This window comes from Pyxidicoccus sp. M6 (assembly GCF_055568925.1).
The window spans coordinates 2,809,643-2,822,683 of record NZ_CM145714.1; the positions used below are offsets into that span (position 1 = coordinate 2,809,643).

Here is a 13,041-nt window from a genome sequence, read left to right on the forward strand (position 1 = left end):
TCCGGCGTTACCGGAACAGCGGGCCGATGAAGTCGATGAAGGCCCGCAGCTTGGGCAGCCGCTCGCGCCCCGGCGGCCAGAGCAGCCAGTACGCCCCGCGCTCCCCCACGTGCTCGCGCAGGACGGCCACGAGCTGTCCTGACGCGAGCGCGGGGGCCACGACGAGCTCGGGCAGGTGGGTGATGCCCATGCCCTCCATGGCCGCGAGCTGCACCGCCTCCGGGTGGTTGAAGACGAGCGTCTGGGGCACGTGCACCGCCGAGTCCCCGCCCTCCGCCGGGAGCGCCCATGGTTCCAGGCGCCCGGTGGAGGGGAAGCGGAAGTGGATGCAGTCATGCTCCGAGAGCTGCGCGGGCGCGCGGGGCGTGCCGCGCTTGCGCAGGTAGTCCGGTGAGGCGCAGAGCACGTAGCGGATGGGCGCGAGCCGCCGGGCCTTGAGGCGCGAGTCGGAAGGCTCGCCCATGCGAAGGGCGCAGTCGTAGGAACCTCCAGCGAGGTCCACGAGCTGGTCATCCAATTCCAGCTCCAGCTGCACGTCGGGATATCGCTCGCGGAAGCGCCGGAGCTGGGGCACCAGCACGCGCAGGCCGATGATGGGCGGCACCGTCACGCGCAGGCGGCCGCGCGGCTTCATGAGGCTTTGAGAGACCTCGGCCTCCGCGTCGCTCACCTCGGTGAGGATGCGCACGCAGCGCTGGTAGTAGAGCGTCCCTTCCTGCGTGAGCGACACGCGGCGGGTCGTCCTGTCGAGCAGCTTCACGCCGAGCCGCTGCTCCAGCCGCGCCACGCTCTTGCTCACCGCCGAGGCCGTGGTGCGGAGCTGCCGCGCCGCCCTGGTGAAGTTCCGCGTCTCCGCCACGCGGACGAACGTGGCCATGGTGGTGAGGGTCTCCATGGGGGACGCATTTATGACATCCGTGTCCACAGTGTCATGCCCCGTGTCGGTCTACCGGGAAAGGGGGCCGGGCCGTACAAGAAGGGCCATGACGACTCCTGCGCTTCCTTCCTCTTCCGAAGTGGTCTCCCGGCGTCAGGTCCTCGCGAGCGGAGGCGCCGCGCTGGGGGCCGCGGCGCTCTCCGCGTGCGGCACCGTGAGCCAGGCCAGCGGCGGCTCGCCTTCTTCACCGGTGGGCGGCTCCCAGCCCGCGTCCGACGCGAAGGGCTTCCGCTACCGCACCGTGGACGTCAACGGCCTGTCCATCTTCGTGCGCGAGGCGGGAGACCCGTCCGCGCCCACGCTCCTGCTGCTGCACGGGTTCCCGAGCTCGTCGTTCATGTACCGCGAGCTGATGGACGCGCTGAAGGACGAGTTCCACGTCGTCGCGCCGGACTACCCGGGCTTCGGGCACAGCTCGGCGCCGCTCCGCGGTGAGTGGCCGTACACGTTCGAGGCCATCACAGACGTGGTGGACGCGCTGACGGTGCGGCTCGGGCTGGAGCGGTATGCGCTGTACGTCCAGGACTACGGCGCGCCGGTGGGCTTCCGGCTCGCGACGCGGCACCCGGAGCGCATCACCGGCATCGTCACGCAGAACGGCAATGCGTACGAGCAGGGGCTGACGCCGCTGTGGGCACCCATCCGGGCGCTGTGGGCGAACCGGAACGACGCGGCGGCGGAGGCGGCGGTGCGCGGCATCTTCACGCGCGAGTTCCGGAAGATGGAGCACACCACGGGCATCCGCGACATCAGCCGCATCAACCCGGACGCGATGCTGCTGGACCAGTTGCTGCTGGAGCGGCCGGGCATGGCCGACGTGCAGCTGGACCTCTTCTACGACTACCGAACCAACGTCGCGGCGTACCCCGAGTGGCAGGCGTCACTGCGCAAGCACCAGCCGCCGCTGCTCGCGGTGTGGGGGAAGAACGACCCCGGCTTCGCGCCCGAGGGTGCGCTGGCCTTCAAGCAGGACGTGCCGAACGCGGAGGTGCACCTCGTCGACAGCGGCCACTTCGCGCTGGAGGACCACGGCGAGGTCATCGCCGCCCACGTGCGCGGCTTCCTGCGCAGCATCTCCCGCGTCTGACCTGGACTGCCCGCTTCTACGCGCCGCAGTTCCTGGCCATGGGCTTCCTCATGCTCGGCATCACGCTGTTCCTTGCGTGGGAGAACCGCGAGGCCTTCAAGCCCATGTTGAGGGCCCGCCGACCCGGTGGCCCGTGCCCGTCCGCCGCGGGTCCTGGATGCTGGACTCATCGACGCGGTGGGGCGGGCTCTCACGGGGCCTGAGAGTCACTGGCCGCGTCCTCGGCCGCCTCTTCGTCACTGACGAAGGTGCCGTTCTTCATGTGGCCGCGCTCTTCCAGGCGGTACCAGGCGTTCTTGTCCTTGGCCATCGTCCCGTCCTTGCCGACCAGCTCGAACGTTTCAGGGTCAGCCCCTGCGATACGCCGACCAACGCTGTACACGGACTTGCCGTCCGTCCCGTAATAGGGGCTGAGCAGCCGGAACCGCGAGGCGTCCACCTCGGGCAGGATGTCGGCGCCGTAGAACACCGTGTTCTTGTCCTTCGACCAGTACGAAGCCTCGGACAGGATGACGAAGCTGTCCCGGTCCACCCCGGGCAGCCTTTGCGTATGGAAGTAGATACCGTGCCTGTCTTCACCGAAGCCGTGATTCCCAGCCCGCATCTCCCGAAACGTCTCGGCATCGGCACCAGCGACCTCGGACAGACCGATTCCCGCCACGTGGTAGAGGACCTTGCCGTTCTTGCTCTCGTAGCTGTTCTTGAAGAGGAGGGCGAGAAAGCCCCCTGAGATGAAGAGGACGACAACTCCCAGCAGGACCACCGCGCCCAGGGAGAGCAACACGATTTTGGTGAGACTCATGACGTCGAACCTGGCTTGAGCCGGAGCCAGCGCGTGATGACTCGCGTGGTCCCGCGTCGGCAGTGCTTCCCGCGTGAAGAAGTCATGGAACGCATGCCGCTCCCGGGTTGCAAGTTGTTCTACCACTGCGGTCACCCTGCGCTGGTGAAGACGGAGTGGGTGGCCTCGTTTTCACGAGGCGTCATCACGTGGATGGAGAGGGTGGGCGTTGGCTGCGGAAGAGAGCGACAGCTCGTTCCATGCACTTCTTCACGTCCTTCATGCTCATGTAGCCGGCGTCGAATGTGCCATCGAGCCACTTCTCTTCATGGCGCCAGCCTGCAACCTGCTCGAGATCGACAAGCACAGGCTCCGTGCCTGGGGACGCAACAGAGAGCGTCCATGCGTCCCAGCGAGCATAGAAGTAGAACGGCTGCCCATCGACTTCGCCCGAACCCTCCACAGGCGTCTCGCCTCCGAAGTGTCCGCTCCACCCATCTCCCTTGAGCTCCATCCGGTAATACCTCGTTCGAGAGCAGCTCCTGTGAGCCGGCTCGTACGATAATAGGCGCAAGGGCGATATCGAGGTCTTGCAGCAATCTGGAAGGGGCGAGTCAGCGCGGAAGTACCGCGCGACTCAGGAGTACGCTCCCCGGTGCTCCTGGCACCACTGCTCGAAGCTGCGCGCCGGGCGGCCGGTGACGTGCTGCACACCGTCCTTCAGGATGCCCCCGTTGCCACTGCGGATGGCGGTCCACAATTCCATCAGCCCCTCCACCATCCACTCGGGCGCGCCAGACTTGCGAACGTTCTCTCCCGCCACGGTGACGGGCACGTCCACGCACTGGATGGTCCGGCCGAGGACGCCCGAGAGGATTCGCGCCTGGTCATGCGAGCTCAGCAGCTCCGGTCCGGTCAGCTCGTAAACCCGTCCCTCATGTCCGGAGGAGGTGAGTGCCACGGCCGCGACGGCGGCGATGTCCTTCGGGTCGATAGGAGCCACCTTCCCATCCGCCGTCGGAGTGAAGACCTTCCCCTGCGCGCGGATGGGACCGGCCCACTGGAGCGCGTTGGACATGAACGAGCCCGGGCGCAGGAACGTCCACCCCATGCCCGACGCCTCGATGAGTTGCTCCTTCTCCCGGTGCATCTGCCCCATGCGGCTCTTCCCCGCCGTGCCCAGCGACGACACCTTCACCACGTGCCGCACGCCGGCTCGTTTCGCCTCCTCGATGAGCATCGGGTCCGCCGTGTCCCCCTCGCCCGTCAGCAGCGTCACCATGAACAACCGCTCCACGCCGCGCACCGCGCGCTGCACGGTGTCGCGCTCACTCAGGTTGCCGATGACGCGCTCGATGCGCGCATCCAGGTGAGCCACCTTCCGCTCGTCGCGCGTGACGATGCGCAGCGGCGCCCCCTGTGCCGACAACTGCTGCACCAACTCGCTGCCGATGTTTCCCGTCGCTCCGGTGATGAGGATCATCTCTCGCTCCTTGCCGTGGGTACCGCGTTTGAATCGAGTAATTGATTGGTCATTCATTAATTAGGCGTGAAGAAGCGGCGCGTGCCGATGACGTGTCGTGACTCAACGGCGGGAAGGGCGAGCGGGCGCGAGTCCCACCCAGAGGGCCTGCACGACGCCGCGCACGTACGCCTGCTGCGCGGCGGGCTGCTTGCGCGCCTTGTCGTGCATCACCTGCAGGAAGTTGTGGTGCCACAGGGCGCCGATGAAGGTCTGCGCGACGATGTCGAAGTCACCCGCGCGGGTGCGGCCCAACCGGGCCTCGGCGGCGAGGTAGTCGGCCACCTCGCGGACCCGCTTCGACGCGCGTTCCGTGGCACTGGCGATGGGTTGATGCGCGCCCGAGCCCGTCTCCGCGTCCTGGCGGTTGCTCCAGGCCATCATCGTCGTGGGCGTGAAGCTGGAGAACTGCTCCAGCAGGTGCGTGCCCAACTCCACGAGCGTGTCCTCGACGCTCCCCTTGCCCACTCGCGCGCCGAGGTCGATGGGGAGCAGGCGCTCGGCGTCTCCCCGTGGCGTCATCGCCGCGCGGAAGAGCGCCTCCTTCGTCTTGAAGCGCTTGAAGAGGATGCCCGGCGAGACGCGGGCGCGCTCGGCGATTTCCAGGCTCGTCGCCCGCATGCCGCGCTCGAGGAACACCTCGCGCGCGGCCTCGAGAATGTCTTCGTCCTGGATGGTGACGGGCCGGGCCATGATTGGGTTATTGACTGGTCAATATCCTAATGGGGCGCCCGGGGCCCTGCAACTTCAACCGCGGGCGGAGGCTGCGCCCGGGGGCAGCGCGGGCGTCCGGGGCTTCATCACCCGCGCGATGAGGCGGACGGTGAAGCCTCGGGGGAAGAGGCGGGGCAGGGCGGTCTGGACGCGGTTGCGCCAGCCCGGCATGACGGAGACGCGGCCCTGCTCCAGGGCGCGCAGGCCCGCCGCCGCGACGCCCTCCGGCGTGGCCATGGTCCCCACGGCCACGTCGCGCGTGCCCACCGCGTCGAAGAAGCCCGTCTCCACGGGACCGGGGTTCAGGGCCACCACCCGGACGCCGCGCTCGCGCGTCTCCGCCCAGAGGGACTCGGTGAAGGAGAGGACGAAGGCCTTGGTTGCCGCGTACACGGCCATGTACGGCACGGGATGGAAGCCGGCGGTGGAGGCGACGTTGATGACGCCACCGGCTCCGCGCGCCAGCATCGCGGGCAGGAAGAGGCGGGTGAGGTCCACCAGGGCGGTGACGTTGAGCATCACCTGCTCGTGCTCCCGCTCGAAGGGATGGGAGTCGAAGGGGCCATACGAGCCGAAGCCCGCGTTGTTGATGAGCAGGTCCACCGGCAGCCCTCGCGCCTCGCACGCGGCATGGAGCTGGCGCGGGGCATCCGTCCGGCTCAGGTCCGTGGCCAGCACCTCCGCGCGGATACCGTGGGCCTTGGACAGCTCGGCGGCCAGCGCGCGGAGCTTGTCCTCCGAGCGCGCCACGAGGATGAGGTCCATGCCACGCGCGGCGAGCAATCGGGCGAAGGACTCACCGATGCCGCCCGAGGCGCCGGTGACGAGGGCGCGGTGGCCCCGGGAGAGGAGGAGTTTCGAAGGGGTCATGTGCTAAAGAATGTGAGCGCGGACTCACGTTCTCAACTCGCCTACCGCTCACGTTTTGGAAGGAGCCCTCCATGAAGTCCACCGCCCCGCTCGCCCCTCGGAGAAGGCCCCGCCAGTCCCGCGCGCAGGCGACGTGTGACGTCATCATCACGGCTACTGCTCAGATTCTCGTCAGAGACGGGTACGACGCCGCGAGCACCAACAACGTCGCGCGCGTGGCGGGCGTGAGCGTGGGCTCGGTGTACCAGTACTTCTCCAGCAAGGAGGCGCTGGTGATGGCGGTGATGGAGCGCTACCGGGCGGAGGGGCTCACGGATTTGGAGGAGGGCATGGCCCGCCTGTCCGGCGCGACGCTGCGGGAGGCGCTCCGGTTGCTCATCCGGCAGGTGCTCGCGAAGAAGGCCGAGAACCCCCGGCTGCATCAGGTGTTGGTGGAGCAGCTTCCCAGGATGCGGCAACTCCAGCAGGTGGACCCCTATGCCGTTCGCATGCTGCGGCTGGTGCGCGACTTCCTGCAGCCCCACGCCCGCGAGGTGCGGCCGCGGGACCTGGACATGGCCGCCTTCATCATCTTCAACACCGTGGAGTCCCTCACCCACGTGGCGTTGTCGAGCCGCCCCGATTACCTCACCCGCGAGTCCTACGTGGACGAGTTGTGCGCGCTGGTTCTCGGCTACCTCCGGCCCGAGCGTGAAGTGGTGAGGCGCGGCGGGCGGCCACCGGCGCGGACGACTCCATTGCGCACTGTCGCCGCCCGCAAGGCGCGCCCCTCCGAGGCGCGGAAGCCCTCGCGCCATGATGTGGCCCGTAAGGCGCGCTCAGCCGGGAAGCGATAGCCCACCCGTCACGGCGCCGTGCGCAGCACCTCTGCGTGGGTGATGCGGTCCAACCGGAACGGCCGGCGCTCGTCCTTGTCCAGCTCCACGGCGTCGATGCGCGTCTCGTGCCGGTCCATGATGACGGACATGATGCGCACGTCGCGCGTCGTCTCCAGGTAGTTGCTGTCCACGTAGGTGATGCGGACCGGCTGCTGCTCGAACCAGGCCCGCTCGATGGCCTCGCGCACGGCCTTCTTCGCCGGAAGCGCCGGCACCCCGAGGAATGACAACTCCTTCAGCCGTGTCAGCAGCTCGCGCTGAGCGGACGTGGACAGCGCGGCGCGCACCTTGTCGAGCGCGGACTCCAACGTGTCGCTGAAGGGCATCAGCCGCATGTCGATGGCGAAGCGCCCCAGCGCAACGATGAGCGCCGCCTCGCGCGCGGTGAAGTTCACCGGCGGCAGGCTGTAGCTCCGGTCCAGCGCGTAGCCGCCCCCGCGTCCGCGCTCGGCGGCCACCGGCATGGCCGCGGCGCGCAGCGCGTCCAAATCCCGGTAGATGGTCCGCACGGTGACGCCGAAGCGCTCCGCGAGCGTCTCCGCGGTGACTCCCGTCCGGCGACCCCGGAGGTATTCGGCGAGGGCGAAGAGTCGCTCGGTCCGCTGCATGGCGAGGAAACCTGACATACCACTGTCATTGCCCCGCCTCAATATGACGCTCATCCAACGCCGCACGAGGGAGAACGTCATGGACACCGCCACCGCCGCGCCGCCGGCCGACACCACCATCTACCCCTTCCTCATCGACGTCCCGCAGGCCGACCTGGACGACCTGAAGGCCCGTCTGGCCCGCACCCGCTGGCCGGACGCGGCGCCGGGGGCGGGCTGGAGCCAGGGCGTGCCGCTCGGGTTCCTGAAGAAGCTGGCCGCGTACTGGGCGGATGGGTACGATTGGCGCAAGCAGGAGGCGCGCCTCAACGCCATCCCGCAGTTCACCACCATCATCGACGGCGCCAACGTCCACTTCCTGCACCTGCGCTCGCCCGAGCCCGGGGCGATGCCGCTGCTCCTCACCCACGGCTGGCCGGGCTCCGTCGCGGAGTTCGTGGAGCTCATCCGGCCGCTCACCCACCCTCGCGAGTATGGCGGCAACCCGGCGGACGCCTTCCACGTGGTGTGCCCGTCCATTCCGGGGTTCGGCTTCTCCGGTCCTACCCCTGAGGGAGGGTGGGGCCTGAAGCGCGTTGCTCGCGCCTTCGCGGAGCTGATGCGGCGGCTGGGCTACTCGCGCTACGGCGCGCACGGTGGGGACTTCGGCTCCATGGTGTCGCGTGAGCTGGGCATCATCGACGCCGAGCACGTCGTCGGCGTCCACGTGCTCCAGGCCTTCTCCTTCCCCTCCGGTGACCCGGCGGAGCTCGCGGCCCTCACCGGCGACGACAAGGCCCGCCTCGGCCGGCTGGGCCGCTTCGAGTCGGAGCAGTCCGCCTACTCGAAGCTGCAGGGCACCCGGCCGCAGACGCTGGCCTACGCGCTCACCGACTCGCCGGTGGGGCAGCTCGCGTGGAACCTGGAGCTGTTCGCCGGCTTCGGGGACTGCGAGGGCGCGGTGAGCCCGGACCACATCCTCACCAACGTGATGCTGTACTGGCTGACGGGCACGGCTGGCTCCTCCGCGCGCATCTACCAAGACACCACGCGGGAGGGGGCCTGGGCTCCCACGACGCCGTCCTCCACGCCCACCGGCGTGGCCGTCTTCCCGAACGACTTCCTGTCCATCCGCCGCTTCGCGGAGCGTGACAACACGAACATCGTCCAGTGGACGGAGTTCGACCGGGGCGGCCACTTCGCGAACCTGGAGGTACCGGGGTTGCTGCTCGGCGACGTGCGGACGTTCTTCCGCCGGTTCCGTTGACGCGAGGCCCGCCGTGGCGCCGACGCAGGGCGGCGCGACAGCGGGGCCCTTCCCACCTTGCATCGCGTGCACGGAGCGGCTTGCATCATGGGCGTTCTCGACGGTCACCCGCGGAAGGGCACTGCCCCTGTAGCCACCCTCATGGCCAACCCGATGGAGGATGAGTGGCTCTGGGGCTGGGACCCGACACCCGGCATCGTCTCGGTGTGGGCCGAGCCGGATGGCCGCGCCTTCGTGTGGCGCCGGCTGCCCGGCGGTGGCGGGCTGGTGCGCGAGGACGTGCGCTTCCGGCCGTGGCTCCTCCTGTCGTCGCTGGACGACCTGGCATACCTGGGGACACGGCTGCGTCCCGAGAAGGAGGGCCCCGCGCCGAACGTCGTGACGTGGGAGGAGTTGGAGGGGCCCGGAGCCCTGCGCTACCTCGTGCGCGCGAATGACGGGCGGGCGCTGACGTCGGCCTTGCTGCACGGGGCGTCGCGGCGGCTGGGGCGTCCCCTCGGGCACCTGAGGGACTTGGACCCGAACACGGTGCTCTCGCTGCCGCCCGAGGAGCAGTACCTCACCGCCTCCGGGCGCACGTACTTCCGAGACCTGGGCTTCGACGATTTGCGCCGCCTCCAGTTCGACCTGGAGACGATGGGCCTGGACGCGGAGAAGGACCGCATCTTCCTCGTGGCGCTGAGGGACCCGGCGGGCGGGACGGAGGTGCTCGACGCGCACGGCAACGACGACACCGCCGAGGCGGACCTCATCCTGCGGCTGATGGAGCGCATCCGCTTCCACGACCCGGACGTCATCGAGAACCACAACCTGCACGGCTTCGACCTGCCGTTCCTCGCGCGCCGCGCGCGGTTGCTCGACGTGCCGCTCGCAATGGGACGCGCGGGTTCGCCGGGGCTGCGCCAGCGTCCGGCCTCGCGAGGCGCCGCGGTGGGACGCGGGCCCACGGGGCGCTCGGAGGCGATGCGCCGCAGCCGGTACACGGTGCCGGGCCGCGAGCTCATCGACACGCTGGACGCGGTGCTGCGGCACGACTTCTCCGCGAGGGACCTCCCGGGCCACGGGCTCAAGGTGGTGGCGAAGCACCTCGGCATCGCCGGGCCCGCGCGAGAGCTCATCCCCGGCGCGAAGGTCCACGAAGTGTTCCTGAAGGACCCGGAGCGGGTGCGCCGCTACGCCCGCGAGGACGTGAATGAGGCCGCGGGCCTCGCGCGCCTGTTGGGCGGAGCGGCCTTCGCATTGGCCCGCATGGCGCCGCGCCGCTACGAGCGCCTCGCCGACGCGGGGCCCGCCACCGGAGTGCTGGACCCACTGCTGGTGCGTGCGTACTTGAGAGCCGGAGCGGCGCTGCCCGCGCACGAGCAGGGCGACGGCACCTCGCACAGCGGCGCGGCGCTGCACCTGTTCGCCACCGGCGTCGCGAAGCACGTGGTGAAGGCGGACGTCGCGAGCCTGTACCCGTCGCTGATGCGCCAGTACCGCATCGGCCCGAAGCGGGACAGGCTCGGCGTGCTGCTCGCGCTGGTGGACCGGCTGGTGGACCAGCGCCTGGCCGCGAAGGCGAAGGCGAAGACCGCGCCGCCCGGCTCACAGGAGCGGTACACGCACGAGGCGCTGTCCGCGGCGATGAAGATTGTCGTCAACTCGGCCTATGGCTACCTGGGCGCGGTGGGCCTCACGCGCTTCTCGGACGTCCACGCCGCCAACGAGGTGACGCGGCACGGGCGCGCGGTGCTGGCGCTCTTGTGCCGTGAATTGGCGCGGCGGGGCGTCACACTGCTGGAGGCCGACACGGACGGTGTGTACTTCGCGGTGCCGGAGGACTGGCGCGAGTTGGACGAGCGTCGCGTGGTCTCCGAGGTCGCCGCGCTGCTGCCGCCCCGCGTGAAGCTGGAGTTCGACGGGCGCTACGAGGCGATGCTGTCGCACGAACCGAAGAACTACGCGCTGCAGCCGTACGACGGGCCGCTCGTCCTGCGCGGAGTGGCGTTCCGCTCCAGCCGCGCGGAGCCCTTCGGCGAGGACTTCCTGCGCCGCGCGCTGCGCTTCCTGCTCGCGGGGGACGTCCCCGGCGTGCGCGATGCCTATCTCTCGACGGTGATGGCGCTGCGACGGCGGCAGGTGCCCACGTTCGACGTGTCCTCGCGCGTGCGGTTGACGAAGAGCCCGTCGCAGTACCTGGCCATCCGCGAGCGCCGGCGCGAGTTGCCCTACGAGGCCATGCTCTCGGGAGGCCGTAAGGACTGGGCCGTGGGCGAGCGCGTGCGCGTGTACCGCGCGGTGGGCGGACGCGCGGGCCTGCTGCCGGACCCGGAGGACGACAGCGGCGCCAGCGCTTCGAGCGACCCGCGCGACTACGACGTCGAGTACTACGTGCGGCTGCTGAAGGAGACCTTCGCCGCACGGCTGGTGCGCGCATTGAATCCCGAGGACTTCGCCACGGTATTCGAGGACCCGGGCCAGCCGTCCCTCTTCGCGCCATTGCTGTCGAATGCGCGGCCGGTGCTCACCGTGGTGCTCGACCCGACTCAGGTGGAGCCCACCGAGGACGGCGAGCCTCCGCCTCCGAGGTAGCCGCCCATGCTCGCCGCGTTCTTCACGGACGGGGTGGCCGTGGACGCCGACACGCTCGTCGTCAGCGCGGGCCTCACGGGCGCGGCGGCCTCACGCCTCTACGTGAAGCTCGCGGGCACGTGGCTCCGGCATGACGTGGCGGACGACGTCCTCACCTCGGTGGCTCACCATCACGGCCTCGTCTGCGCGCTGGGCCGGCGCGGCCTCGTGACCTGGGCGGGGGAGTGGGCACGACCGCTGACCCCCTGGCGCATCCGGGGCCGCTTCCGCGAGTACGTCATCACCGAGGCCGAGGCGCGCGGCCCGCTGGAGCGCGTGCGCGCGGTGGACGGCGCGTTCTTCGCCTGTGGCCGGGGCGGGCAGTTCTACCGCGTGCAGTCGGGCTCATGGCTACGGCTGGAGCGAGGCCTGGACCCGTGGCGGGAGAATGCCTTCCTCGACCTGGATGGCTTCGCGCGAGACGACCTCTATGTCGTCGGCATGGACGGTGTGGCGGCGCACTTCGACGGCTCGCGCTGGCGGTACCTGCACCCGCCGACGCGCGCGCACCTGTACGCGGTCCGCTGTCTCTCCCGGGGCGAGGTGGTGGTGGCGGGCGCCGAAGGCACGCTGTATCGCGGAGGCCGGCACGGCTGGCGTGCGCTGCGGCCTGGCGGCACGGCGGAGAGCTTCTGGTCCATCTGCGCCTACCACCGGAAGCTCTACCTCACCTCGGGCCTGCGCGGCCTTCATGCCTACGCACGCGGCACGCTCTCCGAGGTGACGCCCGGAATGCACCGCCCGCTCCTCCATCGCCTGGACGTCGCGGGAGACGTGCTGTGGTCCGTGGGGCCCGACAGCCTGCTCCGCTTCGACGGGACCACGTGGTCCGAGGTCGCCGGCCCTGACACCGGGTGAGTGGGGCACGGCCCGTTCCGGCTATTCGGCCCCGGCCCTGCTGCATTACGCTTTCCGTCCCTGTCACCACGACTTAGCTCAAGGGGGATCATGGCGTACTCGGCGGAGATCAGCCGGACCAATCCGGCGTGCATCCTCATCCTCATCGACCAGTCCGGTTCCATGGAGGAGCCCTTCAGCGGCTCGCAGCGGCGCAAGGCGGACGGGGTGGCGGACGTCACCAACCGGCTCCTGCAGAACCTCGTCGTCCGGTGCGCGCGCGAGGAGGGCATCCGCGACTACTTCCACCTCGGCGTGCTCGGCTATGGCGGAGAGGTGGCGCCCGCCTTCCGGGGGCCACTCGCGGGGCGCACGCTCGTCCCCATCAGCGAGATTGGCCACGCCCCGGCGCGGCTGGAGGAGCGCACGCGCGAGCGCGAGGACGGCATGGGCGGGCTGGTGCGCGAGAAGGTCCGCTTCCCCATCTGGTTCGAGTCCGTCGCCAACGGCGCCACGCCCATGTGTCAGGCGCTCCAGCGCGCCACCAGCCTCATGGGCGAGTGGGTGCGCCAGCATCCCGAGGGCTTCCCGCCCATCGTGGTGAACATCTCCGACGGACAGCCCACCGATGGAGACCCCGCGGGAATTGCCTCCGAGCTGCGCGGGCTGCGCACGACGGACGGACAGGTGCTGCTGCTCAACGTGCACCTGTCCGCGCACCCGGCCACGCCCATCCAGTTCCCCCATTCAGAGGCGGCCCCGCCGGACGCGCATGCGCGGCTCCTCTTCCAGATGTCCAGCCCGCTGACTCCGGGGATGCTCTCCGCCGCGCGCGAGGAGGGCCTCCAGGTCAGCGAGGGCGCGCGAGGCTTCGTCTTCAACGCGGACATCATCTCGCTCATCAAGTTCCTGAACATCGGCACGCGCCCGAGCAACCTGCGCTAGGGG

Annotated in this window: 13 protein-coding genes; 6 read left to right on the forward strand and 7 right to left on the reverse strand. The window is 69.9% G+C overall.

Going from position 1 to position 13,041, the window contains the following annotated elements; translation table 11 throughout:
* Positions 1–7: 7 nt before the first annotated feature.
* Positions 8–877 carry a LysR family transcriptional regulator gene (locus tag ACVTJA_RS11660; RefSeq protein WP_465836432.1) on the reverse strand — a complete coding sequence of 290 codons (870 nt, stop codon included), beginning with the start codon at positions 875–877 and terminating at the stop codon, positions 8–10.
* 106 nt (positions 878–983) lie between these two features.
* Between ACVTJA_RS11660 and ACVTJA_RS11665 the strand changes: the two genes are divergently transcribed.
* Positions 984–2,024 carry an alpha/beta fold hydrolase gene (locus ACVTJA_RS11665; RefSeq protein ID WP_465836433.1) on the forward strand — a complete coding sequence of 347 codons (1,041 nt, stop codon included), beginning with the start codon at positions 984–986 and terminating at the stop codon, positions 2,022–2,024.
* Positions 2,025–2,214: 190 nt separating this feature from the next.
* On the opposite strand, the gene ACVTJA_RS11670 is transcribed toward ACVTJA_RS11665, so the two are convergent.
* The 5 genes from ACVTJA_RS11670 to ACVTJA_RS11690 form a co-directional block, all read right to left on the reverse strand.
* Entirely contained in the window at positions 2,215–2,961 is a 747-nt protein-coding gene (locus ACVTJA_RS11670; RefSeq protein ID WP_465836434.1) for a DKNYY domain-containing protein, read from the reverse strand.
* Between the two features lie 49 nt (positions 2,962–3,010).
* Entirely contained in the window at positions 3,011–3,319 is a 309-nt protein-coding gene (locus ACVTJA_RS11675; RefSeq protein ID WP_465836435.1) for a hypothetical protein, read from the reverse strand.
* 123 nt (positions 3,320–3,442) lie between these two features.
* Positions 3,443–4,288 (reverse strand): SDR family oxidoreductase, encoded by an 846-nt coding sequence (locus ACVTJA_RS11680; RefSeq protein ID WP_465836436.1) that lies wholly within the window; start codon positions 4,286–4,288, stop codon positions 3,443–3,445.
* Positions 4,289–4,390: 102 nt separating this feature from the next.
* Positions 4,391–5,020 (reverse strand): TetR/AcrR family transcriptional regulator, encoded by a 630-nt coding sequence (locus ACVTJA_RS11685; RefSeq protein ID WP_465836437.1) that lies wholly within the window; start codon positions 5,018–5,020, stop codon positions 4,391–4,393.
* 54 nt (positions 5,021–5,074) lie between these two features.
* Positions 5,075–5,911, reverse strand: a complete 837-nt coding sequence (locus ACVTJA_RS11690; RefSeq protein ID WP_465836438.1) for an SDR family NAD(P)-dependent oxidoreductase — start codon at positions 5,909–5,911, stop codon at positions 5,075–5,077.
* A gap of 71 nt (positions 5,912–5,982) precedes the next feature.
* Between ACVTJA_RS11690 and ACVTJA_RS11695 the strand changes: the two genes are divergently transcribed.
* Positions 5,983–6,747: a TetR/AcrR family transcriptional regulator gene (locus ACVTJA_RS11695; RefSeq protein ID WP_465836439.1), complete on the forward strand. Its 765-nt coding sequence runs from the start codon at positions 5,983–5,985 to the stop codon at positions 6,745–6,747.
* Between the two features lie 8 nt (positions 6,748–6,755).
* Here the strand turns inward: ACVTJA_RS11695 and ACVTJA_RS11700 are convergent, their stop codons facing one another.
* Positions 6,756–7,397: a helix-turn-helix transcriptional regulator gene (locus tag ACVTJA_RS11700; protein ID WP_465840365.1), complete on the reverse strand. Its 642-nt coding sequence runs from the start codon at positions 7,395–7,397 to the stop codon at positions 6,756–6,758.
* A 79-nt stretch (positions 7,398–7,476) separates the two neighbouring features.
* On the opposite strand from ACVTJA_RS11700, the gene ACVTJA_RS11705 reads away from it, so the two are divergent.
* The 4 genes from ACVTJA_RS11705 to ACVTJA_RS11720 all read left to right on the forward strand — a co-directional run bounded on the left by ACVTJA_RS11705 (position 7,477) and on the right by ACVTJA_RS11720 (position 13,038).
* Positions 7,477–8,643: an epoxide hydrolase family protein gene (locus tag ACVTJA_RS11705; RefSeq protein ID WP_465836440.1), complete on the forward strand. Its 1,167-nt coding sequence runs from the start codon at positions 7,477–7,479 to the stop codon at positions 8,641–8,643.
* Positions 8,644–8,784: 141 nt separating this feature from the next.
* On the forward strand, positions 8,785–11,217 hold the full coding sequence (locus tag ACVTJA_RS11710; protein ID WP_465836441.1) for a DNA polymerase domain-containing protein: 2,433 nt from the start codon (positions 8,785–8,787) through the stop codon (positions 11,215–11,217).
* A gap of 6 nt (positions 11,218–11,223) precedes the next feature.
* A complete protein-coding gene (locus ACVTJA_RS11715) occupies positions 11,224–12,114 on the forward strand; it encodes a hypothetical protein (protein WP_465836442.1) in 891 nt (296 codons plus the stop codon).
* A 90-nt stretch (positions 12,115–12,204) separates the two neighbouring features.
* Positions 12,205–13,038, forward strand: coding sequence for a VWA domain-containing protein (locus ACVTJA_RS11720; RefSeq protein WP_465836443.1), 834 nt, complete (start codon positions 12,205–12,207; stop codon positions 13,036–13,038).
* Positions 13,039–13,041: the final 3 nt, after the last annotated feature.

Coding starts and splice junctions, on each gene's coding strand:
- ACVTJA_RS11660 (WP_465836432.1), bottom strand. CDS start 877: ATGGCCACGTTCGTCCGCGTGGCGGAGACGCGGAACTTCACCAGGGCG.
- ACVTJA_RS11665 (WP_465836433.1), top strand. CDS start 984: ATGACGACTCCTGCGCTTCCTTCCTCTTCCGAAGTGGTCTCCCGGCGT.
- ACVTJA_RS11675 (WP_465836435.1), bottom strand. CDS start 3,319: ATGGAGCTCAAGGGAGATGGGTGGAGCGGACACTTCGGAGGCGAGACG.
- ACVTJA_RS11680 (WP_465836436.1), bottom strand. CDS start 4,288: ATGATCCTCATCACCGGAGCGACGGGAAACATCGGCAGCGAGTTGGTG.
- ACVTJA_RS11685 (WP_465836437.1), bottom strand. CDS start 5,020: ATGGCCCGGCCCGTCACCATCCAGGACGAAGACATTCTCGAGGCCGCG.
- ACVTJA_RS11690 (WP_465836438.1), bottom strand. CDS start 5,911: ATGACCCCTTCGAAACTCCTCCTCTCCCGGGGCCACCGCGCCCTCGTC.
- ACVTJA_RS11695 (WP_465836439.1), top strand. CDS start 5,983: ATGAAGTCCACCGCCCCGCTCGCCCCTCGGAGAAGGCCCCGCCAGTCC.
- ACVTJA_RS11700 (WP_465840365.1), bottom strand. CDS start 7,397: ATGCAGCGGACCGAGCGACTCTTCGCCCTCGCCGAATACCTCCGGGGT.
- ACVTJA_RS11705 (WP_465836440.1), top strand. CDS start 7,477: ATGGACACCGCCACCGCCGCGCCGCCGGCCGACACCACCATCTACCCC.
- ACVTJA_RS11710 (WP_465836441.1), top strand. CDS start 8,785: ATGGCCAACCCGATGGAGGATGAGTGGCTCTGGGGCTGGGACCCGACA.
- ACVTJA_RS11715 (WP_465836442.1), top strand. CDS start 11,224: ATGCTCGCCGCGTTCTTCACGGACGGGGTGGCCGTGGACGCCGACACG.
- ACVTJA_RS11720 (WP_465836443.1), top strand. CDS start 12,205: ATGGCGTACTCGGCGGAGATCAGCCGGACCAATCCGGCGTGCATCCTC.